Here is a 22,967-nt window from a genome sequence, read left to right as displayed (position 1 = left end):
AGAATGGCGATCTGTTCGGGAGAACGGGTGTGGGCGGTCGGCCCACCCCAGCGCTGCGCGGTGCTCGCGGCGTTGGTGGTTGACGCGGACCGGGTGGTGCCGGTCGACACCGTGGTCGAACGCGTGTGGGGCGAGCGACCGCCGCCGCACGCGCGCCGCACCCTGCACAGCCACCTGACGCGGTTGCGCCGGCTGCTCGAGCAGGCCGGCGCCACGGTCCCGCTGCCGTATCACTCGGGCGGCTACTCGGCCGGTGTGGACCCCGACGACGTCGACCTGCACCGGTTCGACCGGTTGGTCGACCGGGCCAGGACGTGCGAGCCGGCAGACCACCACCGGCTCCTGCTGCTGCGGGAGGCGCTCACGGTGTGGCGCGGTGAGCCGTTCTGCGGTGTCCCCGGCGCGTGGGCGGAACGGGTGCGGGAGGCCTGGCGCCGACGGCATCTCGACGCGGTGGTCGCCTGGTCAGCGGCCGAGCTGTGTGCCGGCGGGCCGGACCTGGTGATCCACCGACTGCGGCGGCTGACCGTCGACCATCCGACGGCCGAGTCCGCCGCGGCCGTGCTGATGCGGGCGTTGGCCACGGCCGGTCGGCTCGCGGAGGCGTTGGGCTGCTACGTGACGGTGCGGGAACGACTCGCCGAGGAGTTCGGCGTCGACCCCGGTGCCGAGCTGCGGCGCGCTCACGAGGAGGTGCTGCGGGCCGACCGGCGCGGCGTGGTGACCGGGCCAGGGGGGTGACTCAGCCCCGACGCGGGCTCAGCGGTGCACCGGGCGGAACTCTCCCACCTGGTGCACCGCCGGAGGCCTTCCGTCCACGGCGCGGCGGACGCCGTCCAGCACGCCGGCCGAGATCTCCTGGTGGTTGAGCCAACGGGTGCGGCCCGCGTGGCGCACGAAGCCCAGGACGATCTGTTGGGTGGGGTGGTCGGGCAGGACCGGGTCCGGGCAGCCGCCGACCGGGTTGGCCGACGCGCTGCCGTGGACCTCCACCACCGGGGCGCCCGGGGCGAGCAGCGGCGCGACGGCGCGCAGCACGGCCACCCGCACCTCGCGGTGCACCCAGGCGACGAGCAGGTCGGCCGGGCCCTCGAGGGCCTCGCGCGCGTCTCGGGCCAGCGCCGGCAGGTCGAACCAGTCGGCCTTGACCCATACCGCTTTGCGGTGTTCGCCGTTGCCGTCCGCGATCGGGGTGGAACGCCGACTGGGCAGGACGACACGCCAGCCGTCGGCGACGAGCGCCTCGGCGCAACCCGCCAGCATGCCGGTCCCACCGAGAACGAGAGCCCGCTGTCCGGTCATCCGACCTCCGCTACCAGGGAAGCTTCTGCCAGACTACCGATCTTTTCGTGCGGGCGCGCGAAATCAGGACTCGGTGGCGTGGCCCTGGGTCAGGCTGAACATGTTTCCGGAGTCGTCGCGGAAGACGGCCTCGATGCCGTAGGGGCGCTCGGCGGGCTCGGACAGGAACACCACGCCCCGCTCGCTGAGCTCCTTGTAGGTCTGGTGGCAGTCGTCGGCGGCCAGCACGCCGCCGCCGAGGGCGCCCTTGGCCACGAGCGCCCGCAGCTCCTCGGCGTTCTCGGGCGAGTGCCCCATCCGGCAGTCGGCGAGGACGAACTGCAGGTCCGGCTGACCGGGCGGGCTCACGGTCAGCCACCGGAAGCCCTGGCCGCCCTCCTCGAACCCCTCCCCCATGGCGAAGTCGGTCCGCAGCTCGAACCCCAGCTTCTCCAGGTAGAACTCCTTGGCCCGGTCCTGGTCGAGCACGTAGACGGTGGTGTGGGTCAGCTTGGTGATCATCTGGGGCCCTCCTGTTCGATGAGGACACCAACCTACGAGCGCGGCCCCTCGGGCTGCTTATCCGCGATTGCTGGGGGCAGCGGACGTGTCCAGGCCATGGCGATGCAGCCGGGGATCGGCGGTGGGCCGCCGCGGGCGACCATGCGTCGCCGGTACTCGCTGGGCGAGCAGCCGACCAGCTCGGTGAACCGGCGGGAGAAGGACCCCAGGCTGGTGAACCCGACCAGCACGCAGATCTCGGTCACGGTGAGGTTCGCCGAGGCGAGCAGGTCCTTGGCCCGCTCGACGCGGCGCCGGCTCAGGTAACCGCCGGGGGTCTCCCCGAACGCGCTGCGGAACTCGCGGGCGAAGTGGTAGCGGGAGAACCCCGCCGCGGCGGCCAGGTCGTCGAGCTCGAGGGGCTCGCCGTAGCGCGCGTCGATGAGGTCGCGCGCCCGCCTCAGGTGGAACTCAGTGGGCAGCGTCATTCCATGACCGTCCGAAGCCGACCGACACGTCGAGCGGCACGGCGAGCTCGCAGGCGCTGCCCATTCCCTTGCGCACCAAGGCCTCGGCCGCCTCCCGCTCGCCCTCGGCGACCTCCAGAACGAGCTCATCGTGGACCTGGAGCAGCGTCCTGGTGCGCAGCCCGGCTCCGGTCAGCTCGCGGTGCACGTTGAGCATCGCGACCTTGATGATGTCGGCGGCGCTGCCCTGGATCGGCGCGTTGAGCGCCATCCGCTCGGCCATCTCGCGGCGCTGCCGGTTGTCGCTGGTGAGGTCGGGCAGGTAGCGGCGGCGACCGAAGATCGTGGAGGTGTACCCGTCCTTGCGCGCCTTGGCGACGATCTCGTTGAGGTAGTCCCGAACGCCGCCGAAGCGGTCGAAGTACTCCTCCATCAGCCCTCGGGCCTCCTCGGTGGAGATCCGCAGCTGCTGGGACAGCCCGTAGGCGGACAGGCCGTAGGCCAACCCGTAGTTCATCGCCTTGATCTTGGCCCGCTGCCCGCCGCTGACCTCGGTCGGCTCGACGGAGAACACCCGCGCGGCGGTGGCGGCGTGGAAGTCGAACCCGGACTGGAACGCCTCGATCAGCGCCTCGTCGCAGGACAGGTGGGCCATGATCCGCATCTCGATCTGGCTGTAGTCGGCGGTCATCAGCTCGGCGAAGCCGGAGCCGACCACGAACGTGTCCCGGATGGTGCGGCCCTCGTCGGTGCGGATCGGCACGTTCTGCAGGTTGGGCTCGGTGGAGGACAGCCGGCCGGTGGCGGCGATCGTCTGGCTGTAGGTGGTGTGGATCCGGTCGTCGTCGGACACCGACTTGATCAGGCCCTCGACCGTGACCTTGAGCCTGCTCGCGTCCCGGTGCTCGAGCAGGTGGCGCAGGAACGGGTGCTCGGTCTGCTCGTGCAGGCTGGTCAGGGCGTCGGCGTCGGTGGTGTAGCCGGTCTTGGTGCGCTTGGTCTTGGGCATCTGCAGCTCGTCGAACAGCACGACCTGCAGCTGTTTGGGCGAGCCGAGGTTGATCTCCTTGCCGATGACCGCGAACGCCTCCTGCTCGGCGCTCTTGACCCGGGCGGCGAAGTGCGCCTCGAGGGAGGCGAGCTGGGCGGTGTCGACGGCGATGCCGACGGCCTCGAGCTCGGCCAGCACGTGCAGCAGCGGCAGCTCGATCTCGGCGAGCAGCTTCGCCCCGCCGGTGTTCTCCAGCGCCACGTCCAGCGCGTCGGCCAACTCGGCGATGGCCCTGGCACGCACGATCTCGCTCTCGGCGACCTTGGCCGCGTCCCCGTCCTCGCCGTCGAGCAGGGAGAGCTGACGCTCCTCGGGCTGCTGCTCGACGCGCAGCTCCCGCTTGAGGTACCGCAGCACCAGGTCGTCGAGTGCGAACGAGCGCTGCCCCGGACGCACCAGGTAGGCGGCCAGCTGGGTGTCGGTCACCAGGCCCTCGAGCGTCCAGCCGCGGTGGCGCAGGGCGTGCAGCGACCGCTTGACGTCGTAGGCCAGCTTGGGCACCGCCGGGTCGGCGAGCCAGGCCGCAAGGGCGCGCTCGTCGTCCTCGGTGAGCGTGGTGACGTCGACGAACGCGCCGGTGCCGTCGGCCAGCGCCAGCGTGACCGACCTCAGCTCGACCGACTCCCCGGCCACGCCCGTCGACACGTCCCGGAAGGACAGCCCGACCCGGGTACCAGGCCCGGCGTGGCGGGCGAGCCAGCCCGGCAGCTCCCCCGGCTCCAGGGCGCCGCCGGCGACCTCGAACCCGTGCTCGGCCTCGGGCTCGGCCGTGGTGAGTTCGCCGAACAGCCGCTCGCGCAGCACCCGGAACTCGAGCTCGTCGAACAGCCGGTGCACCGCGTCCCGGTCCCACGGCCGACGGGTGAGCTCCTCGGGCGTCACGTCCAGCGGGACGTCCCGAACCAGCTCGGTGAGCTGGCGGTTCATCATCACGTTGGACAGGTTCTCGCGCAGCGCGTCGCCGGCCTTGCCCTTGACCTCGTCGACCCGGTCCACCAGGTCGGCGAGCGAGCCGAACTGGTTGATCCACTTGGCGACGGTCTTCTCCCCCACCCCGGGGATCTTGGGCAGGTTGTCCGACGGGTCGCCCCGCAGCGCGGCGAAGTCGGCGTACTGACCGGGCTGGACGCCGGTCTTGGCCAGCACCGCCTCCGGGGTCATCCTGGCCATCTCCGACACGCCGCGCGAGGGGTAGAGCACCGTGACGTGCTCGTTGACCAGCTGGAACGCGTCCCGGTCGCCGGTACAGATGGACACCGCGAAGCCCTGGGCGGTTGCCTGCGTGGTCAGCGTGGCGATGAGGTCGTCGGCCTCGTAGCCCTCCTTGGCCAGCGCCGGCACGTCGAGCACGCGGAGCACTTCCTCGATCAGGCTGACCTGCCCCCTGAACTCGTCGGGGCTCGCGGAGCGGTTGGCCTTGTACTCGGCGTACTGCTCGCTGCGGAAGGTCTTGCGGGAGACGTCGAAGCAGACGGCGACGTGGGTCGGCTGCTCGTCGCGGAGCAGGTTGATCAGCATCGAGGTGAAGCCGTAGACCGCGTTGGTGTGCTGACCCGTGCCCGTGGAGAAGTTCTCCTTGGGGAGCGCGTAGAACGCCCGGTAGGCCATGGAGTGGCCGTCGACCAACAGGAGCCGCTGGTCAGGGGTGGCGTTCGGGTGGTTGCGCGTGTCGGGCGTCTCAGGCACATGGCGAGTCTAGGGTGGAGCACCGACACTGGTGACGCCCGCCAGCGAGGAGAGAGCGTGACGAGTACCCCCGACAAGGCGTTCCCGCCCGGCATGCCCGGCGTGCGCCATGACATTGCCGACCAGTTGCTGCCCACCAAGATGGGTATCGAGATCACCGAGCTGGACCCCAAGCGGGTGGTCGCGACGATGCCGGTGGAGGGGAACCTCCAGCCCTACGGCCTGCTGCACGGCGGCGCGAACGCGACCCTGGCCGAGACCGTCGGCTCGGTCGCCGCGGCTCTCAACGCCGGCGAGGACCAGGTGGCGCTGGGGCTGGAGCTGTCCTGTACCCACCACCGCGCGGCCAGGTCCGGCCTGGTGACCGGCGTGGCCACGCCCCTGCACGTGGGCCGCAGCACCTCGACGTTCGAGATCGTGATCACCGACGAGGAGGGCCACCGCACCTGCACCGCGCGGCTCACCTGCATCGTCCGCGAACGGCCTCCGGGCTCGTGACCGCGCTCGGCGTTGTCTTCCGCCCCCAGCTCCCGCCCGAACGGCTGCGCGAGGTGGTGCGGGCGGCCGAGGAGTCCAACCTGGACGAGCTGTGGCTGTGGGAGGACTGCTTCTACCAGAGCGGTATCGCCAGCATGAGCGCGGCGCTGGCCTGGAGCTCCCGGCTCCGGGTGGGAGTCGGGATCCTGCCCCTCCCGCTGCGCAACGTGGCGCTGACCGCGATGGAAGCCACCACGCTGGTCCGCATGTTCCCCGATCGGGTGGTTCTCGGCGTCGGGCACGGCGCACAGGACTGGATGGGCCAGGCGGGGGTCCGGCCGGAGTCCCCGCTGACCCTCATGCGGGAGCAGCTGACCGCACTGCACGCGCTGCTCCGGGGCGAGCGGGTCACCACGTCGGGCCGCTACGTGCGGCTGGAGGAGGTGGCACTGGACTGGCCGCCACCGTCGCCGCCGAAGATCTTCGTCGGCGCGGAAGGCGAGCGGTCCCTGCGGCTGTCCGGTGAGCTCGCCGACGGCACCGTCCTCCACGCCAGCCACGGTCCGGCGGCCGTCCGCCGGGCCCGCGACCACATCGACGAGGGCCGGGCCGCGGCCGGTCGGACCGACCACCACGAGCTGGTGGTCTACATGCACACGACGACCGGGCCCGACGCGCAGGCACGGCTCGAGCGCGAGAAGGAGATCTGGGGCGACGAGCCGGGTCCCGAACTCGGCGCCGCCGGCGACGCCGGTGCCGTCGCCGAGGCCGCCCTGCGGCTCGTGGACGCCGGCGCCGACCGCGTCATCCTGCAGCACGCCGCCGACGAGCCGGACCTCGAGGGTCTCGTCCGGTTCACCGCCGAGCAGGTCCGCGAGCTGGTGCCGCCGGTCAGGTAGCCGAAACGGCGCCCCCCACCCGGTCGGGGTGGGGGGCGCCGTGGCGTTCGAGGTCAGCCCTGACCGAGGTAGGCGGCCCGCACCCGCTCGTCGGCGAGCAGGTCGTGCCCCGGGCCCTCGAGTGTGGTCTGCCCGAGGTCGACGACGTAGCCGCGGTCGGACAGCGCCAGCGCCGCCAGCGCGTTCTGCTCGACCAGCAGGATCGTCGTCCCGCCCTGCTGCAGCTCCCTGATCGTGTCGAAGATGCGCTGGGTCATGATCGGCGACAGCCCCATCGAGGGCTCGTCGAGCATCAGCAGCCGCGGCCGGGACATCATCGCCCGGCCGATGGCCAGCATCTGCTGCTCGCCGCCGGAGAACAGGCCGGCCTTCTGCTGGCGCCGCTCGCCGAGCACCGGGAACAGCTCGAACACCCGGTTCATGTCCTGCTGGACACCGGACTCGTCCCTGCGGGTGTACGCCCCGAGCAGCAGGTTCTCCTCGACCGTCATCCGAGCGAACACCCGACGCCCCTCGGGCGAGTGCGCGATGCCCCGACCGAGGATCAGGTGCGCGGGTGCCTTGGCGATCGACTCGCCGTCGAACCGGATGTCCCCCGCCCGCGGCCGGAGCAGGCCGGAGATCGTGCGCAGGGTCGTCGTCTTGCCCGCGCCGTTCGCGCCGATGAGGCAGACGATCTGCCCCTCCTCGACCACGAACGACACGCTCCGCACGGCCTCGATCGCGCCGTAGGCGACGCTGAGCTCGGATACCTCGAGAAGCGCGCTCACGCGTCATCCCTCCTGCCCGCTGCCGGGCCCTGGTGGTCGGCCCCGTGGTGCGCCGCGGCCTCGGCGACCTCCGCCTCGACCTCCTCGCGTGGCTTGCCGAGGTAGGCCTCGATCACCCGCGGGTCCTCGCGGACGACGTCGGGCGACCCCTCGACCAGCACCTCGCCCTGCACCAGCACCGAGACGGTGTCGCACAGGCTGAAGATGAACTTCGTGTCGTGCTCGATCACCACGACCGAGATGCCGGTCTCCCGGATCCGGAAGATCAGCTGCCGGGCGTCCTCGGTCTCCTGCGGGTTCATCCCCGCGGTCGGCTCGTCGAGCAGCAGCACGTCCGGCTCGGTCGCGAGCGCCCGCGCGATCTCCAGCCGGCGCTGGTCGCCGTAGGGCAGGTTGCGCGCGACCTCGTCCTCCACACCGCGCAGCCCGACGAACTCGAGCAGCTCCAGCGACTTCTCCCGGGCCCGGCGCTCGTCGCGCCGGAACCCGGGTCCGTGGAAGAGCGAGGCCAGCGGGCCCTGGCGCATCCGGATGTGCCGGCCCACCAGCACGTTCTCCAGCACCGACATGTTCGGGAACAGCCGGATGTTCTGGAACGTCCTGGCGATACCGGCCGTGGTCACCTTCGCCGGGTCGTGCGGCAGTTCCTTGCCGCGCAACCGGACAGCGCCCCTGGTCGGGGTGTACAGGCCGGTCAGGCAGTTGAAGAACGTCGTCTTGCCCGCGCCGTTGGGTCCGATCAGGCCGACGATGCGCCCCTCGGGGAGGGACAGCGACACGTCGTTGAGCGCGGTCAGACCGCCGAAGACCATCGTGACGCCGCTCGCCTCGAGCACCGTCTCGGCACTGTGCCGTGCCGCGTTCATCGCCGGTCCTCCTTCTGGGCGGAGAGCGCCTCTTCGTGTTCGAGCACTGCCTGTTCCTCGGCCTCCTCGATGGACTTGCCCATCGCGGTCTCCCCGGCGAGCTCGGCTCGCCGGACCCGGTCGGGCACCAGCCCCTGCGGGCGGAAACGCATGATGAGGATCAGCGCGAGACCGAACACCAGCAGCCGGTACTCGTCGAACTCCCGCAGCTTCTCCGGGAGCACGAACAGCAGCGAGGCGCCGAGCACCGCGCCCGGGATCGTGCCCATGCCGCCGAGGATCACCGCGGCCAGCAGCGTCACCGACTCCAGGAACTGGAAGCTCTCGTAGGAGGCGGTGCCCAGCTTGTGCACGAAGATCGCGCCGGCGAGCCCGGCCAGCGTGGCGCCGACCAGGAACGCGAGGATCTTCGCCTTGCCGGTGCGGATGCCCATGGCCCTGGCGGCGTCCTCGTCCTCCCGGATCGCGATCCAGGCCCGGCCCATCCTGCTGTTCTTGAGGTTCGCGAACACCGCCATGATGGCCGCGACCACCAGCACGATCAGGAAGTAGTACAGGACACCGCTTGGCAGCTCGGCGCCGAACAGCTCGAGCGGCTCGTTGAACGCGGTACCGAACATCGAGATCGGCGGAATGCCGGGGATGGCGCTCGCGCCGCCGGTCAGCTCGCCGATGTCGTTCTGGGCGGAGCGGTAGAAGATCTCGCCGAAGGCGAGGGTCACGATGGCCAGGTAGTCACCCCGCACCCGCAGCGTCGGCGAGCCGACGATCGCGCCGAAGACGCCGGCGACGGCCGCCGCGATCAGCGCGGCCACCGGGAAGGGCAGGTCCCAGCCGAGCGCCGAGGCGCCCGCCCCGGACAGGTTGGCCGCCACGAACGCGCCGATGCCCAGGAAGGCGACGTAGCCGAGGTCGAGCAGGCCGGCCAGGCCCACCACGATGTTCAACCCGATCGCCGTCGCCGCGTACACGCCGATGGTGGCCGCGACCTGCATCCAGTACTGGCTGCCGGCCTCGGTGAACGGCAGGGCGAAGGCGCAGGCCACCAGCACCAGGATGCTGAACCCCCGGTGCTCCTCGGACAGGCGGGACACCCAGCGGGTGACCCCCGCGCCGTGCAGGGCGCCGAGCAGTGCGCCGGCGAACCCGAGGAACGCGAGGAAGATCGGACCGGCGTAGGGGTCGGCCGCACCGCCGATGCCGCCGGCGGTGAGCGTCAGCGACACCAGATAGAGCACGCCGCCGAACGCGACGACCAGCACGACCCACGCGGCCAGCCGCAGCGGCCAGCCGCTCAGGCCGAAGAACCGCGTCGGCCAGTCCGGGATGTCCGGGATGCCCAGGGCGGTCGAGCCGAGGACCAGCGCGACGCCGCCGAGCACGGCGACGATGCTGCCGAACGCCGTCGTGCCGTCGGCCGCGGTGATGGCACCCAGGCCGCCGCCCTCGCTGGCGATGAAGATCGCACCCACGACGCCGATGGCAAGGCCGCCCCAGCCGAGCGCCCGGAGCACGCGACCCTGGCCGGGAATCCGCACGAACGCCAGCACCAGCGCGGCGACCCCGATCAGCAGCAGCTGCCAGCGGAAGCCCGTGACCGCGAGCGGCGCGTCGAAGAACTGGAGCGTCGCCTTGTCCGGGAAGGCCCCGTCGTTGAGCAGGAACGTCGCCCACGGCAGCAGCGCCGCGATGACGAGCAGGGCCGCCCCCACCGCGTTGAACGGACGCGCGAGCGCGGGCGGAAGGAATCCGGTCAACCTCGTCATGCCCGCACCCTCTCCGCCTCACCGAACAGGCCCTGCGGCCGGAACACCAGGACCAGGATCAGCACCACGAAGATCCACACGTAGTCGTACTGGGTACCCCCGGGCAGGTACTGGCCGCCCAGGGTCTTGATCAGCCCGATGATGAACGCGCCGATCACCGCGCCGCGGAGGCTGCCGATGCCGCCGAGCACGGCCGCGGTGAAGGCGAAGATCCCGGTCTGGAAACCGTCGTTGGTGTCCACGGAGTTGAGGTGGGCGCCGTAGAGCACGCCGGCGACGCCGGCGAGCGCCGCACCGAGGACGAAGGTGAGCACGATGACGCGGTCGGGGTTGACGCCCATCAAGCGCGCGGTGTCCCGGTCCTGGGAGGTGGCGCGCATGGCGCGACCCATCCTGGAGCGGTTGACGTAGGTCTGCAGCAGCACCGACAGCACGACCGAGACCACGATCAGCAGCAGCCCGGTCGCGGAGATCTGGACCGGTCCGAGGTCGACCTGCGCATCGACGAAGACCCGCGGGAACGACTGGGCAGCCTCCGCGTCCGGGAACCAGAGGCGGACAACTTCCTGCAGCGCCACCGACACCCCGAGCGCGGTGATCAGTGGCGCGAGTCTGGGTGCGTTGCGCAGCGGTCTGTAGGCGAACCGCTCCATCAACACGGCGACCACCACGGCCACCACGATGCCGCCCAGCAGCATCAGGGGCAGGGCGACGTACCACTGGTCCTGAACGCTCTCCGGGAGCACCCAGCGGTAGACCGCGAGAGCACCGAACGTGCCGACCATGAACACCTCGCCATGAGCGAAGTTGATCAGCTGGATGATGCCGTACACCATCGTGTAACCGAGCGCGATCAGTCCGATCGTCGCGCCCTGCACGAGCCCGTTCGCGATCTGCTGTAACAGGGTCGTCACATTCGCCTCCACAGGCGGCGGGGGTGGGCTGGGCCCACCCCCGCCGTCGTATTCGTGTTCACAGTGGAAAGAAGTGTTATCTACCTGTCAGCCGGCGAACTCTCCGGTCTCGACGGCCTTCCACTCGCCGCCACCCACCTGGTACACGGTGAGAACCTTGTTCGTGCTGTCGCCGAACTCGTCGAACGCGACCTTGCCGGTGGCACCGTCACCCTCGTAGTTCTGGACGGCCTCGACCAGGTCCGGCCGCATGTCGTCGGACCACTCGCCGTCACCGATGGTCTCGCCCAGGGCGGACAGGATCGCGTTGGCGGCGTCGTAGGAGAACGCACCGTAGGCGCTGAAGCCCTCGGCGTAGTCCTTGCCCTCGTAGGCCTCGACGAACGCCTTGGCGCTGTCCAGGTCCTCGGTCGGCGCGCCGACGGAGGTGGCGAGGTCGCCGTCCTTGCCGCCGAGCTCCATGAAGGTGTCGTCGAAGATGCCGTCGCCACCCATCACCGGGACGTTCAGGCCCGCACTGGCGAGCTGCTTGGAGAACGGACCCGCCTGCGGGTACTGGCCTCCGAAGTAGACAGCGTCCGGGTTGAACTGCTTGACCGTGGCGATCACACCGGAGAAGTCGGTGTCCTTGTCACCGACCTTCTGGCGGGTGACGATCGTGGCGCCCTTCTCCTGCGCGCGCTTGGCGAAGGAGTCGGCCAGGCCCTCGCCGTAGGTCAGACCGTCGGTGACGATCGCGATGCTCTTCTTGCCCGACTTCTCGATGAGGTAGTCGGCCGCGTACGGGCCCTGCAGCGAGTCGACGGTGCAGGTACGGAAGTAGGTCTTGTAGGCCCGCTTCGGGCTGTTGAGGAAGTCCTCGCCCTTGGTGAGCGTGTCGGCCGTGTTGGCCGGCGAGATCTGCACGATGCCCGCCTGGTCCAGGATCGGCTGCACGGTCTGGGAGACCGACGAGTTCAGCGTGGACACCACGCCGACCACGTTCGGGGTCGCGGAGAGCTTGGTCGCGGCCTGGGCACCCAGCTGCGGGTTCTTCTGGTCGTCCTCGGCCTGGACGGCGACCTTGTAGCCGGGAACGGTGCACTTCTCGTTGGCCTCGTCGACGGCGAGCCGGGCCGAGTTCTCGATGCCCTTGCCCAGCGCGGACAGCTCGCCGCTCAGCGGAGCGATGACGCCGAGCACGAGCGTGCCCTTGCTGGTGTCACAGGCGGCGCTGTTGTTGCCGCCCTCGCCAGCCGGCGTCTCCTCCTTGTTCGTGCTGCAGGCCGCCAGTAGCAGTACTCCAGCTGCTACCAGGGCCGCGGCCTTCACCGTCTGGTTTCGCACGTGACGTCCCTTCATTCACACACTGTTCGTCCGAGCTTTGGCGCATAGCATGCCGAACCCCGCCCTCGGGGATGACAGAGGGCTGGGGCGGAACGTAGTAACCCCTGGCCATGCTCGTCACGCGCCTGGACCGCTCGTGACCAGACTGCAACGAAACCGCCACGACCGTCCGCTGACCGGACGAACTCCCACCAATCGGTCATGTCCCTTTAACACTGTTCCAACTTCACAACGGGTAGCGCCGAGGTTCCTGCCTGCTCATACCCTGCATGCGTGGCGAAACGGAGGCGGCTGCTCGCCTGGCTCGCAGGCGTGGTCCTGGTGACGTCCGCGGTGGTCGTCCTACGCGAGACCGACCCCGGAACGCGTGACGAGGGCGAGGAGTCGTCACGCCATGTAGTGGAGAGGTACGCCGCGGACAGCGTGGTCCTCCCCGCCCCCGGTCGCCGGCCCGAGCAGCCGCGCCGGCTCCTGGTCAGCCCCGAACCCGGCCAGCTGCGCGTGTACTGGGCGGACGCGGTCCCGGCCGGCCGGCCACTGGCCGGGGCGTCCGGCTACGAGGTGCGCTGGGCGCGGGTGGACGGCGTCGGGCGGGAGCGGGTCCGCCTGGTCGCGGCCCCGGACGTGCAGCTCGACGGCCTGGACGACGGCCACCGCTACCGGATCCGGGTGCGGACCGTGGACGCCTACGGCCGGCGCTCACCGCCCACGGAGGAGACGGGCGTACCGGGACGGGGTGACCGGTCCTGGCGCAACGGCCTGACCGGTCTCTACGAGGACTTCACCGAGCCGGGGGCGAACGGGACGTCCGCGGTGTCGGCGGACTACCCGGGGTCGCGGTGGCACGTGTCCGGCTACCGCGGCTGCGTTCGGGTGCGGGCCGGCCAGGCCGACCGTCGCGGGCTGCCGATCGACCTGGACTGCGGAGCGGACACGGCCGTGCTGCGGGCGCGAACGCCGCTGCGGCTGAGCGGAGGGCGGGGCGAGCTCGGGCGGGTGGTGGTGCGCACCGACGCGGCCGGGCCGGGCGGTGAGCTGACCGTCGACCTGGTTCCCGGCCGCGCGGACCAGGTCGGGGTGGGGACGCTGCGGGCCGCTCGGGCCGAGGAACGGGACCCTGCGCTGCCGGGCGGCTCGGTGCGGGTGTCGGTCTCGGACGCGGGCACGCTCGTCGGCGTCGCCCCGGACGTGCCAGGGTCCTCGGCGCAGTCGGCGGAGGTCCACCCCGCGCCGCGGCGCGGGCCAGGGGTGACGCATCTGTTCGAGGTCGTGCTGACGACGTCGGGGGTGCGGGTGTACCAGGACGGCCTGGCGGTGGCCGGTCGCGCGGTGGTGCCGCAGTGGCGGGAGGCGTGGGTGCTGCTGGGGTTCCGCGGTCCGGACGGGCGGCAGGCGCGGGTGCACCTGGCCTCGGCCGGGTTCAGCGGGCCGTCGAGCCCGCGGCCGGCGGTGGTGGAGGCCCCGGTGATCCTGGCGACCCAGCGCGTCCTGGCCCCGGGGGACCCGGCGCCGGGCGTGGGCATGGCGAGGACGCCGCTGCGCTCGGCCACCCGGGCACGGCTGGTCGCGACGCTGATGGTGAACCGTGAGCTGGACCCGCGGGCGGTCGCGGTGCAGTTCGGCGAGGTGCGGGTGCCGGCCAGACCGGCCGTGGCGAGACCGGCGCGGCACCAGGGAGCGTCGCTGACCGTCGTCGCCGAGGTGCCGGCGGCGTTGCTCGGCCCGCGCGGCTCGACGACGGTCACGCCGTTCGTCCTGCGCGCGGCCGGGGCGAACCCGACAGCGGCCGTGCTCGAGACGTACCTGGAGATCACGCCCACACCGGCCTGGCGGGCGCCGGAGAGGGCGGCCGAGGACCGGGAGCGTCGTGTGCCGGACGCCGCGCCGGAGGTGGTGCCCGAGCTGGGCAACGCCGCCGGTGAGCCGCTGGACACGCGGACGGTGCCGAGGCGGGGGCAGCTCGTGCTGACCGTGCGCTCGGACGCGACCGAGGCGCAGTGGGACACCGGGACCGTGGCCGGGGTGACCGGGATCGAGGTGCGGCTGGACGGCACCCTGATCGCCGGCATCCCTACCGCGACGGATGGTCCCGGGGTGGGCGGTACCTACAAGCTGTCACTGGCCGTCGGGGGCCTGAGCGTGGAGGACCACACCGTGGAGGTACGGCAGTATCAGCTGGGTGACGAGCGTCCCCAGTCCGCGCTGCTGACGTTCACGGTGACTAGTTGATGTTCTCCACCACGGCCTGGGCGACGGCCTTCATGGTGGCGCGCCGGTCCATGGCCGTGCGCTGGATCCAGCGGAAGGCCTCGGGCTCGGTGAGGCCCTGCTTGGTCATCAGGAGGCCCTTGGCCCGTTCGATGAGCTTGCGGGTCTCCATGCGCTCGGTGAGCGTGGCGACCTCGGTCTCGAGGGCGTGCAGCTCGGAGAAGCGGGAGACGGCGAGCTCGATGGCCGGCACGAGATCCTGCTTGGCGAACGGTTTGACGAGGTAGGCCATGGCCCCCGCGTCCCGCGCTCGCTCGACCAGGTCCCGCTGGCTGAACGCCGTGAGGATGACGACGGGGGCGATCCGCTCCCCCGCGATGGCCGCGGCGGCGTCGATACCGTCCATCTTGGGCATCTTGACGTCGAGAATGACGAGGTCGGGCCGCAACTCCGTGGCCATGGCGACAGCCTGCTCGCCGTCGGCAGCCTCGCCCGCGACGTGATAGCCCTCTTCCTTGAGCATCTCGACGAGGTCGAGCCGGATCAAGGCCTCGTCTTCGGCGACAAGGACACTACGCTGTACGGCCGGGCCGGACTGGGCCTCGGCAGCCTGCTCGGTCACCGGGGTCCTCCTGATGTATCGGTGCGCTGAAACCCCAGCCTACCGGCGGGAGCCCCCCGAGAGCCGTCCCCAGAGACGGTGATCACCACACCGTAACGAACCGGCAACATTCACCGTGACCTGGGTCATGGCGGGTGGGGCCGGGGCCTGGGAGGGGGCGGGTGGGTGATCCCGTAAAGTCTTAGCCCGCCAGCCCCCGTAGCCCAACCGGCAGAGGCAACGGATTCAAAACCCGTCCAGTGTGCGTTCGAATCGCACCGGGGGCACCACGAGGATGGGAACAGGTCGCCGCCCGTTACGGGTGACTCCGGTTCCCTGTCGGCTTGTTTGCGCTGATCACGACGCTGTCGCGCGTTGCCGAGCGAGACGACTGCCGCGTCGTGGGCGGTCCGGCTCGCGGCGGTGATGGTGGGCCCGGTGAGAGTGACCCGGCAGGTTGCGGGCAGGATGCGCTGTTCGACTTCTACGAGCTGTGCTTCGAGCTGTCCGCGCTGGGTGCGGAGTTGGGCGCGCCGCTCGTTGGCGTCGCTGAGCGAGCACCCCGTCGAACGGGTGTGGGTTTACTCGGCGAGAAGCCCCGAGAGGCCGGCGCTCATCGGCCTACCGCTGGTGATCATGCGGCACGGGCGGGCGATGTTGTCGTCGACCGGCGCCGGAAGACGTATCGCTTCCGCGAGAGCGACGGTCAAGATCGAATCCACGCACCCCATACTTCTGGACGGATCGCACCCATGGCGGTGCCGTCGTCAACCGAGACGATGACGTGAATGATATTTTCGTCATCGGATTCGTCTAGAGCGTCTATAACAACAGTATAATCTACGCCGTTCAAACTTACCGATCGCCGCTGCTTATCATTCAACAAATCCGCGATCAACTGCGTCGGCCATCCTGCGACTTCCTCACAGACCGATTTCGCGATCGCCTGCGCATCTGTTCTATTCATGGCTCACCAGGGTAGAGGTATACGTTCAACCCCTACACGCCACCGGTCTAATTGAACGCGATCCCCCGCAGTCCGCGGGAGCTCGGACACCCCTCGACACAACCCGACCGCTGGACCGCCGCCCGGACATCCACTACGGCTTCCTCGCCCCAGACACCAGATTCGGGCACCGAAGGCGACTCGCTGGCGCTTCCCAGACAACGGTACGTTTGATATGCCGACATCAAGGATCCCAAGGTGCCGTTTCAGATCAGGCACAGGCTTCCAGGGTCCGCCACCGACGCCCCCTGCCATCGACGTTGCCTCTTGTCGTGTGAAGTCGGCTGACGCCGACGAACCGTTACAGCGTGTTCCATGTGCGTACATGTCTCAGCCGAGCTCGGGCACGCACGCGCATGGCGACGGACCATCCGAGGAACGGACACGACGGCGTACCGCGACGCGGAGGACACGCTGTCAGGTTCGGTCGTTGCCGTGGCCGCGGAGGTGCTCCGCCCTCGCCACGAGGGTCCACGCCCCGCGGCGGCTCGAGCAGCCCATGGTCGAGTGGGCTTACGAAGCACCATTGTCCTGAATGGACGTTGTTCGGTTGGCGTTGGCCGACAGATGTTTCAGAACAGTCGCGAAACCCCCCGCCCCAGGGACGTGACGAAACATTTTCTCGCTCCCGCGCGAGGATCCTCACATGCAGCGGGTACGGGGAGGATGACGCCCTCATGAGTTCTCTGAACGCCGGCGCGGCCGAGGGCGACGCGGACGGGCAGTCGCTGAAACCAGAGACGTGGGAAACCCTGGTGGATTCGGTGGTGCACGGGGAATGTACGCCCTTTCTTGGCGCCGGCGTGGCCGTCCCCTACCTCCCGACCGGTGGTCTTCTGGCGAAAGTGCTGGCCAGAAGGTACGAGTATCCGCTCGACGACGTCACCAACCTCGCCCGGGTCGCCCAGTACATCGCGAGCTCGCACGAACCGGCCTTCGTCAAACGGCGGGTGTGCGCTTACCTCGAGCGAAAGCAGAGGGTTGCCGAGCGGAAACTCGGCGGCGGGCTCCCGGCGAACCACCTGCGCCTGGCCAGGCTCGGCCTGCCCATCTACGTCACGACGAACTATGACGACTACCTGGAGCGGGCGGTCGCGTCCATCACCGGTGTCCAGCCCCTGGTGGAGATATGTCGCTGGCACGACCAGTTCGAGTCGGAGCCAGGCCGGCCCGCGCGGCGGGAACAGTCCGCCGCGACCCCCCGGATCTTCCACCTGCACGGCCACCTTCGGACGCCCAGCTCCCTGCTGCTCACCGAGGACGACTACGTGGACTTCACGGTGAGCCTCGCCCAGCGCAACAACCAGAAGAACCCGATGGTCCCGCTCTACGTTCGGCGAGCGTTGGCCAACACGAACCTGCTGTTCATCGGCTACAGCCTCGAGGACTGGAACTTCCGGGTTCTGATGCGCCACCTCATGAAGCAGCAGAAGATCCAGCCGCACAACGCCCGCAACAGCATCAGCATCCAGCTGGCCAACAACAGGATGCCGCCCGACCGGCGCAGGCGAGCCGAGAAGTTTCTCGAGGTCTACCTCAAGACGTCCTCGTCCGTTGACGTTCACTGGGGCGACGCCGGTCCCTTCCTGGCCGAGTTGCTGCGCCGGGTCGAGCGGTCGCCCAAACCCCGGGTGGCGTCGTGACCGTCGACAGCCAGTGCCAGACCAACCCGTTTCCCGGGCCGCAGGCCTACGGCCGGAACGAGCGGGACTGGTTCTTCGGACGGACCAACGAGATCGAGGACCTCACCTCGCTCGTCCTGTCGACCAGTACAACCCTCCTGTACGCGCCTTCCGGCACCGGGAAGTCGTCGCTGGTACAGGCGGGTGTGGCGCCGCACCTCGAGCAGCGGTTCGACTTCAGGGTCCTGCCGGCTGTGCACCTTGGTACCGGAGCCCGCACCGACGGGGGCGGCAACGTGGCCAACCCCTTCATCCGCGCCGTACGGGACGCGATCTCCGGCGGCTCCGGCGACCCGGGTGACCTCAACGACGTGGTCGAGCGGTGCCGGCCGGCGGACACCGCGGGGCGTGTACTCCTGGTTCTCGACCAGTTCGAGGAGGTATTCGCCGACCCGGAGCTGTGGGTGGAGCGGGAGGAGTTCTTCGCGACCCTGTCCTCGACCCTGGACCGGCACACCTGGTTGCGCGCGATCATCGCCCTGCGCAGCGACTACCTGGCCGAGCTCGCGCCGTACGAGCGGCTCCTGCCGGACGACGGTCTGACCGTCCGCTACCAGCTGGAACCGCTGTCCGAGGAGGCGGCGACGGAGGCGGTCCGGGCGGCGTTCACGGCGACGGGCCTCACCCTTGCCAGCGGCGACCTGCGGACGTTGATGGACATGTTGCTGGTGGACCCGGTCCGGCCGCACGTACGCGCCCGCTACGTCAACACGATCCAGCTACAGATCGTGTGCCGCCAACTCTGGGAGGAGGTGCGGCAGCAGGAAGGCCCGGTGCAGGCCGTGCTCGCCTCCGGCTCCGCTGTCAGCCTCACCGACTCGATGGTGCGTTTCGTGGACGACGCGATCGCCGCGGCGGTCGGCCACAACCATCGGGCCGAGGCGGCGGTCCGCTGGTGGCTGAGCCATCGGCTGATCACGTCGTCCGGCCGGCGCGCGTTCGTCCAGGTCGGTGAGGAGGACTCCGCCGGACTGCCGAACGCGCTGCTGACAGGGCTGGCCGAGGTGAAGCTGGTACAGCTCGAGCAGCGGCACGGCTCCCGGCTCGTCGAGCTGACGCACGACAGCATGACCGACGGCGTACGCGCGTCCAACGAGGCGTGGCTGCGAGTGCGGGCTCAGATCCGTCGCCGCGTCTCGGCACTGTTGTTCGTGATCTTGTTGGGTCTGCTCGGAGCATTTCCGTTCCTGCTGATCACCGAGGAGGGCAGGCTCGCCGAGACGTCGGGGGCGTTGGGAGAGACCGAGACCCGGGTGTCGTTCCAGGGAGGCGAGCAGGCCGTCGTCGTCGACATCTGGGTTTCCGCACTCCCGCAGACCCGGGCGCAGTCGCTGACCCTACGGGTGGTGCCCCGCGGTGGATCGGCCGACGTTCTCGCGGAGGACACGGTGGAGCTCGTTCCGGGCACGGCGGTGGGCTCGCTCGTCGGTGCTCGAACCCGCTCCGACCGGTGGTACGAGGTGGTGCTGCGCGCCGAGCGACCCGATGACGAGGTCAGCTACCAGTTGTCGGTCTCCGACCTCCCGCTGATGCCGGAGGGCGCGGAGCGCGTGTCGGAGGTGTCCGACGGGCGGCTCGGCGTGGTGCTGGCCGAGCACGAACGCCATCTCGTGTCCGTGCACGGCGGCGACCTGGTGGGCGTGAGTGGCGGGAACGTGCTGGTCTACGTCGATGAGTTGGCCGTCGTGGAAGGTACGCGCGACGACCAGATCACGGTGCTCCAGTTGGAGGACCTGACGTCGACGGATCCGCCGGCGTCCGCGACGGTACTTCGCGAGCGGCTCCCCGGGCCGCGCCCGATGAACCAGGACGAGGTGATCCCGCTCAGTTTCTCCCGCGCCCAGGTCGTGTCCTTCACCGTCCCGGACTCCCCCACGCCGCTCGGGCTCCAGGGCCGATGCAGCCCGTCGGCGCACGTGGCCGTGTCCAGGAACGACACCCAGGAGGACGCCGCGGTCGAAAGCCAGTTCGGCCCGGAACCCAGCATCGTTCCGCTGAGGCTGCAGCCGGGTGAGTACAGCATCGTGCTCGCCAGCGCAGCTGACCACCTGGGCGGCGTCGCGTGCACACTGTCCGTGCGCTCGTTCAGCGGCGACGCGCTGAGCACCTTCGGCGTCTACCGCGTCGGGCTGCACGCCGACGTGGCGACGAGCGCCGTCGCCGTCCGGCTCGCCGAGGACGCGGTGCTCACCGCGGAACTACCCGCCGAGCTGTCCGCGTCCCTGTTGTGCGACAGGCAAGCGGATGAGGTGATGACCACCGTCAACGGTCGACTTCTCGCCTACGTTGCCGGGAACGCCAGGTGCACGTTCTGGTTCAGCCACACGCAGGCCCCGGAGGGACGATCCACATTGGATCTGTCGGTCGTCCGGACACCGGGCCAGGGAGGATGACGATGCGGCTGTACAGGCTCAGCTCCCCGGCAATCGCGTTCACGGTCATCGGCGCCCTGCTGTTGTTGCTCGCCCCGGTCGCCCAGCCCACCGTGCGGGGCGGGCTCCCGACGCTGGCCGGCTACGCGCTTGCGCTGCAGGTTGTGCTGACGTTGTTCCTCCTGGCAGCCATCGACGACCTTCAGGATCCGAAGATGCTCGCCGCGGGCCGCGCGCAGGCGGCGGAGAACTCGTTCGACATCCGCCGCGCTGTCCTGACCTTCTACGTGGGGAAGGGCCTTCCTGCGGCGTCCCTCGGTTTCGGGGTGGCGGCCAGCATGACGGCGCTCGCGATCGGGGTCCTCGACAGGGATCTGGCGGACCTGTACCACTACGGCATGCTCGTCGGTATCCGACCGAGCGAGATCGCGATGAGCGCACTGTTGCTCGTCACCGCGGTGGCGCAGTTGAGGCGACTCGGCAATGGGTTCTTCGGCTGGTGCGGCGGGTTCGCGCTTGGCTCCGTACTGGCGCAGGTGCGCCTCGACGCCACTGTGGCCGTCGATATCACGGTGCTCGGTTGGACGGTGCTCACGGTCGCGCTGTGGGTACTTGGCGGGCTCGCCGGCATGGTGGGCAGCCGTCGTCGGCGATCGCGGGGAGCGTGAGCGACATGCGTGCCGTGCGCCAGATGTGGTCCGACGTGCGGGCCGGGCGAAATCTCGACGCCTACGTGGTCACCATGATTGCCGCGGTCTTCGCCGCGCTCGGCGTGATCGGCGACCTGGTACCGGAGGCGCTGAAATGGTCGGCGGTGTTCGCGGCGTTGGCCCTGCTGCTCTTCCGGATCACGCTGCCGGCTGCTCCGGCGCCTACCGTTGACGGGCTGCTCGCGGACCGCGACGAGTTCGTCAACGTGCAGTTCACGAGCCTGTTGCGCGACGCGACACAGCTGTGGATCTTCGCGCCGTCTGCGATCAATCTACTGAACCCGCAACACTGCACGGCAATCCGCGAGCTGGTGCTGGTCAAGGGCACGGGTGATGTCCGGGTGGCGGTGCTCGACCCGGACAACGAGGCGGCCGTGGCTCTCGGCGTGAGACAGCTGGACGAGTCGCTCCAGTACCCCGTCCAGGACTTGCGGGCGTCGCTGTCCACCAGCGTGAGCCAGCTGCGTCGGATGTCGTCCTGGCAGGTCGCGGGCAACTTCGCGTACCGCTTCGTCGACTACAACCCCGGTTTCAGCATCGTCGCCATCAACCCGACACACCGGGACGGCCGCATCGTCGTCGAATTCCACGGCTATCGTAACGAGGCCACCGGTTCGAGAATGCACATCACGCTGACCCGCCGCGACAGCGACCGGTGGTTTCGCTACTGGGCGCACCAGTTCGAGGAACTCTGGTCGAACGCACGGCTGCCGTAGTCGCGCTCGCACGTCGATCTCACCGAAGCGTGTCGGCAGCCCGCCGACGTCGCTCAACATGGGCGCGGAAGGTACGGATCATTCCGTCCGTTCGAGCAGCCACAGGTCAGTGCGCCTTAGCGTCGCGGACGACATCAGCTCGGTGATCAGGTTGTGCTGCAACCTGTCTGGGGACAGCGTTTCAGCATCCTCCAAGGTCAGGCCATAAACACCGGCGCTGGACAGTCGCTCCCGGAGAGCGCTCATCACGTGCTCGACCTGCTTCGGCGTCCATTCGCCGGTCGCGTCCAGTGCCATGAGTTGTTCGGCGGCCCGCCGCCGAGGCAGCGGCCTGGGGAGCACGTCACCACGGAGGTACCGCTGGAACACGACGACGAGTACCAGTCGTTCCTTCTGGTCCAGCGGCCACGCACGCGGAGGGGAGGTCGCGTGATCCGGGTCCAGGTGCCGCCGATAGTCCCCCTGGCTGGCAACATGTAGCGCGAGCATGTGCTGCCGGCCCTCCTCACCAGTGACGAACACCTGTGCCGGCCCGATCGGCAACGGACCCCACTCGTCGCCGGGCAACAGGAACCGAGAGTCGGCTCGGATCGGGTTTCGGCCGCGGTTCCGCAGCCACCACTGACCATCGCGGCAAACCACCTCACCCTGTAGCCGGCTCACACGCCGATCGTCCACTCCGAACGCGACCTGCACGTTGCTCACATGCCGGCCAAACAGGAGGGTCGCTCCTTCGCGCCGGGCCATGCGAAATCCGCCGTGTACCGACATCACGGTCAGCAGACCCCCGCCGTCGTCGCCGAGGGGCTCCACGCCGGGCTCGGCGTTGCTTCCCGATGTCACCGGGACCGGCTGGCGGGACCGAAGCCGTTGGAGTCCAGCCAACGCGTCGAAGTCTCCCGTTTCCGGGGCAGCGGCGTACGCCCGACGAACCAGTTCACGGGCGGCTTCGTCTTCGTACGTGTCGTCGTTGTGGTCGGCCATCCCGGTCACCTCCTTTCGTCCAGCTTGCTGATGCGTTCGACCATTGGCCGTAGCTGTTTCCGCAGGCGGTACACGTGGGTGCGGACGGTAGACGCATCGATGCCGATGATCTCCGCTATCTCCGCTTGTGGGAAGTCCTCGAGGAAGTAAAGGATGCCGACTGTTCGTGACACGACGGGTCGGTCCTCCAGAAACCGGCGTACTTCCTTACACAAGGACAGTTGATCGAGCACGTCGTCATAGGAATGGTCCACCGCTGGTGGGTCGTCATCCTCGGGCAGTGCCACGAAACGCCCGTGCGCTCGGTACCAGTCCGCGACCTTCTTGACCGCGATGCCGATCACATAGCGCTGGTTGTCGGCAAGGGAACAGTTCATCCGCTCCGCCCACCGGTCCAACATCACCACATACGCGTCGTGAGTGGCGTCCCGGGCGACATGCAGATTGCCCGAAACCCTGCGTGCGGCTGCGAAGGTCCGCTCGGCCGTCGAGAGGTAGAAGTCCTCGACTGAGTCTGTCACTGATCACACCGATCAACAACGATCTCGATCACGCCACCGTCGGCTGCCCGGTCGGTGACTCGCACCGGCGCGGTAACGCTACCGACGAGATGTTCGAGGCTCCTCCGACGGGCCACGTCCCTAGGGAGCGTCCTCAAAGCCAGAGGGTGAGGGTGGCCAGGTC

Annotated in this window: 21 protein-coding genes and 1 tRNA gene; 9 read left to right on the top strand and 13 right to left on the bottom strand. The window is 69.7% G+C overall.

Annotation, left to right across the window (positions count from 1 at the left end; translation table 11 throughout):
- The first annotated feature begins 3 nt into the window (after positions 1-3).
- The gene (locus BU204_RS23570) at positions 4-741 is read left to right on the top strand and encodes an AfsR/SARP family transcriptional regulator (RefSeq protein ID WP_075127917.1); all 738 of its coding nucleotides are present in this window, start codon (positions 4-6) and stop codon (positions 739-741) included.
- Positions 742-759: 18 nt separating this feature from the next.
- On the opposite strand, the gene BU204_RS23565 is transcribed toward BU204_RS23570, so the two are convergent.
- The 4 genes from BU204_RS23565 to polA all read right to left on the bottom strand — a co-directional run bounded on the left by BU204_RS23565 (position 760) and on the right by polA (position 4,986).
- Positions 760-1,302 carry a Rossmann-fold NAD(P)-binding domain-containing protein gene (locus BU204_RS23565; RefSeq protein ID WP_198942975.1) on the bottom strand — a complete coding sequence of 181 codons (543 nt, stop codon included), beginning with the start codon at positions 1,300-1,302 and terminating at the stop codon, positions 760-762.
- A gap of 63 nt (positions 1,303-1,365) precedes the next feature.
- Complete coding sequence (locus BU204_RS23560) at positions 1,366-1,803, bottom strand: VOC family protein (RefSeq protein WP_075127916.1); 438 nt, start codon at positions 1,801-1,803, stop codon at positions 1,366-1,368.
- 32 nt (positions 1,804-1,835) lie between these two features.
- Entirely contained in the window at positions 1,836-2,270 is a 435-nt protein-coding gene (locus BU204_RS23555; protein WP_075127915.1) for a helix-turn-helix domain-containing protein, read from the bottom strand.
- The gene (gene polA, locus BU204_RS23550; protein WP_269844655.1) at positions 2,254-4,986 is read right to left on the bottom strand and encodes a DNA polymerase I; all 2,733 of its coding nucleotides are present in this window, start codon (positions 4,984-4,986) and stop codon (positions 2,254-2,256) included. Before polA ends, BU204_RS23555 begins: the two co-directional genes overlap by 17 nt.
- Positions 4,987-5,079: 93 nt before the next feature.
- Between polA and BU204_RS23545 the strand changes: the two genes are divergently transcribed.
- A complete protein-coding gene (locus BU204_RS23545; RefSeq protein WP_075127981.1) occupies positions 5,080-5,484 on the top strand; it encodes a PaaI family thioesterase in 405 nt (134 codons plus the stop codon).
- Entirely contained in the window at positions 5,481-6,362 is an 882-nt protein-coding gene (locus BU204_RS23540) for an LLM class flavin-dependent oxidoreductase (RefSeq protein WP_075127914.1), read from the top strand. The genes BU204_RS23545 and BU204_RS23540 overlap by 4 nt, the downstream gene beginning before the upstream one ends.
- Positions 6,363-6,415: 53 nt before the next feature.
- On the opposite strand, the gene BU204_RS23535 is transcribed toward BU204_RS23540, so the two are convergent.
- The 5 genes from BU204_RS23535 to BU204_RS23515 all read right to left on the bottom strand — a co-directional run bounded on the left by BU204_RS23535 (position 6,416) and on the right by BU204_RS23515 (position 12,004).
- Positions 6,416-7,132 carry an ABC transporter ATP-binding protein gene (locus BU204_RS23535; protein WP_075127913.1) on the bottom strand — a complete coding sequence of 239 codons (717 nt, stop codon included), beginning with the start codon at positions 7,130-7,132 and terminating at the stop codon, positions 6,416-6,418.
- On the bottom strand, positions 7,129-7,998 hold the full coding sequence (locus tag BU204_RS23530) for an ABC transporter ATP-binding protein (protein ID WP_075127912.1): 870 nt from the start codon (positions 7,996-7,998) through the stop codon (positions 7,129-7,131). Before BU204_RS23530 ends, BU204_RS23535 begins: the two co-directional genes overlap by 4 nt.
- The gene (locus BU204_RS23525; RefSeq protein ID WP_075127911.1) at positions 7,995-9,764 is read right to left on the bottom strand and encodes a branched-chain amino acid ABC transporter permease; all 1,770 of its coding nucleotides are present in this window, start codon (positions 9,762-9,764) and stop codon (positions 7,995-7,997) included. The genes BU204_RS23530 and BU204_RS23525 overlap by 4 nt, the downstream gene beginning before the upstream one ends.
- The gene (locus tag BU204_RS23520; protein WP_075127910.1) at positions 9,761-10,678 is read right to left on the bottom strand and encodes a branched-chain amino acid ABC transporter permease; all 918 of its coding nucleotides are present in this window, start codon (positions 10,676-10,678) and stop codon (positions 9,761-9,763) included. Before BU204_RS23520 ends, BU204_RS23525 begins: the two co-directional genes overlap by 4 nt.
- A gap of 87 nt (positions 10,679-10,765) precedes the next feature.
- Positions 10,766-12,004, bottom strand: a complete 1,239-nt coding sequence (locus BU204_RS23515) for a branched-chain amino acid ABC transporter substrate-binding protein (protein ID WP_075127909.1) — start codon at positions 12,002-12,004, stop codon at positions 10,766-10,768.
- Positions 12,005-12,277: 273 nt separating this feature from the next.
- Here BU204_RS23515 and BU204_RS39295 point away from each other — a divergent pair, with 273 nt between their 5' ends.
- Positions 12,278-14,233 carry a fibronectin type III domain-containing protein gene (locus BU204_RS39295; protein ID WP_075127908.1) on the top strand — a complete coding sequence of 652 codons (1,956 nt, stop codon included), beginning with the start codon at positions 12,278-12,280 and terminating at the stop codon, positions 14,231-14,233.
- Here BU204_RS39295 and BU204_RS23505 read toward each other — a convergent pair.
- Positions 14,226-14,834 carry an ANTAR domain-containing response regulator gene (locus BU204_RS23505; RefSeq protein ID WP_075127907.1) on the bottom strand — a complete coding sequence of 203 codons (609 nt, stop codon included), beginning with the start codon at positions 14,832-14,834 and terminating at the stop codon, positions 14,226-14,228. The two genes, BU204_RS39295 and BU204_RS23505, sit on opposite strands and share 8 nt — an antisense overlap.
- A gap of 192 nt (positions 14,835-15,026) precedes the next feature.
- Between BU204_RS23505 and BU204_RS23500 the strand changes: the two genes are divergently transcribed.
- Positions 15,027-15,103 (top strand) — tRNA-Leu (locus BU204_RS23500).
- Positions 15,104-15,519: 416 nt separating this feature from the next.
- On the opposite strand, the gene BU204_RS39290 is transcribed toward BU204_RS23500, so the two are convergent.
- Positions 15,520-15,780, bottom strand: coding sequence for a hypothetical protein (locus BU204_RS39290; RefSeq protein WP_143229676.1), 261 nt, complete (start codon positions 15,778-15,780; stop codon positions 15,520-15,522).
- Positions 15,781-16,496: 716 nt separating this feature from the next.
- Between BU204_RS39290 and BU204_RS23495 the strand changes: the two genes are divergently transcribed.
- From BU204_RS23495 to BU204_RS23480, 4 genes are read left to right on the top strand one after another with little or no spacing between them, the layout of a single operon-like run.
- Positions 16,497-17,462: an SIR2 family NAD-dependent protein deacylase gene (locus BU204_RS23495; protein ID WP_158073501.1), complete on the top strand. Its 966-nt coding sequence runs from the start codon at positions 16,497-16,499 to the stop codon at positions 17,460-17,462.
- Positions 17,459-19,894 carry an nSTAND1 domain-containing NTPase gene (locus tag BU204_RS23490; RefSeq protein ID WP_075127905.1) on the top strand — a complete coding sequence of 812 codons (2,436 nt, stop codon included), beginning with the start codon at positions 17,459-17,461 and terminating at the stop codon, positions 19,892-19,894. The genes BU204_RS23495 and BU204_RS23490 overlap by 4 nt, the downstream gene beginning before the upstream one ends.
- Positions 19,895-19,896: 2 nt before the next feature.
- Positions 19,897-20,541 carry a hypothetical protein gene (locus tag BU204_RS23485; protein ID WP_075127904.1) on the top strand — a complete coding sequence of 215 codons (645 nt, stop codon included), beginning with the start codon at positions 19,897-19,899 and terminating at the stop codon, positions 20,539-20,541.
- A gap of 5 nt (positions 20,542-20,546) precedes the next feature.
- Positions 20,547-21,299: a hypothetical protein gene (locus BU204_RS23480; protein ID WP_143229675.1), complete on the top strand. Its 753-nt coding sequence runs from the start codon at positions 20,547-20,549 to the stop codon at positions 21,297-21,299.
- 78 nt (positions 21,300-21,377) lie between these two features.
- Here BU204_RS23480 and BU204_RS23475 read toward each other — a convergent pair whose 3' ends face one another.
- Both BU204_RS23475 and BU204_RS23470 read right to left on the bottom strand, forming a co-directional pair.
- Positions 21,378-22,283 carry an FHA domain-containing protein gene (locus tag BU204_RS23475; protein WP_143229674.1) on the bottom strand — a complete coding sequence of 302 codons (906 nt, stop codon included), beginning with the start codon at positions 22,281-22,283 and terminating at the stop codon, positions 21,378-21,380.
- A gap of 5 nt (positions 22,284-22,288) precedes the next feature.
- Positions 22,289-22,804 carry an RNA polymerase sigma factor gene (locus BU204_RS23470; protein ID WP_075127902.1) on the bottom strand — a complete coding sequence of 172 codons (516 nt, stop codon included), beginning with the start codon at positions 22,802-22,804 and terminating at the stop codon, positions 22,289-22,291.
- Between the last annotated feature and the right edge of the window lie 163 nt (positions 22,805-22,967).

The sequence above is a fragment of the Actinophytocola xanthii genome (assembly GCF_001921205.1).
Taxonomy (GTDB): Bacteria; Actinomycetota; Actinomycetes; order Mycobacteriales; family Pseudonocardiaceae; genus Actinophytocola; species Actinophytocola xanthii.
The sequence above is the reverse complement of the archived record's forward strand: the minus strand, read 5'-3'. Positions and strand labels throughout refer to the sequence as shown.

Bases quoted from the DNA above. Each gene is read 5' to 3' on its own strand.
- BU204_RS23570 (WP_075127917.1), top strand. From the start codon at position 4: ATGGCGATCTGTTCGGGAGAACGGGTGTGGGCGGTCGGCCCACCCCAG.
- BU204_RS23565 (WP_198942975.1), bottom strand. From the start codon at position 1,302: ATGACCGGACAGCGGGCTCTCGTTCTCGGTGGGACCGGCATGCTGGCG.
- BU204_RS23560 (WP_075127916.1), bottom strand. From the start codon at position 1,803: ATGATCACCAAGCTGACCCACACCACCGTCTACGTGCTCGACCAGGAC.
- BU204_RS23555 (WP_075127915.1), bottom strand. From the start codon at position 2,270: ATGACGCTGCCCACTGAGTTCCACCTGAGGCGGGCGCGCGACCTCATC.
- BU204_RS23545 (WP_075127981.1), top strand. From the start codon at position 5,080: ATGCCCGGCGTGCGCCATGACATTGCCGACCAGTTGCTGCCCACCAAG.
- BU204_RS23530 (WP_075127912.1), bottom strand. From the start codon at position 7,998: ATGAACGCGGCACGGCACAGTGCCGAGACGGTGCTCGAGGCGAGCGGC.
- BU204_RS23525 (WP_075127911.1), bottom strand. From the start codon at position 9,764: ATGACGAGGTTGACCGGATTCCTTCCGCCCGCGCTCGCGCGTCCGTTC.
- BU204_RS39290 (WP_143229676.1), bottom strand. From the start codon at position 15,780: ATGAATAGAACAGATGCGCAGGCGATCGCGAAATCGGTCTGTGAGGAA.
- BU204_RS23495 (WP_158073501.1), top strand. From the start codon at position 16,497: ATGAGTTCTCTGAACGCCGGCGCGGCCGAGGGCGACGCGGACGGGCAG.
- BU204_RS23485 (WP_075127904.1), top strand. From the start codon at position 19,897: ATGCGGCTGTACAGGCTCAGCTCCCCGGCAATCGCGTTCACGGTCATC.
- BU204_RS23480 (WP_143229675.1), top strand. From the start codon at position 20,547: ATGCGTGCCGTGCGCCAGATGTGGTCCGACGTGCGGGCCGGGCGAAAT.
- BU204_RS23475 (WP_143229674.1), bottom strand. From the start codon at position 22,283: ATGGCCGACCACAACGACGACACGTACGAAGACGAAGCCGCCCGTGAA.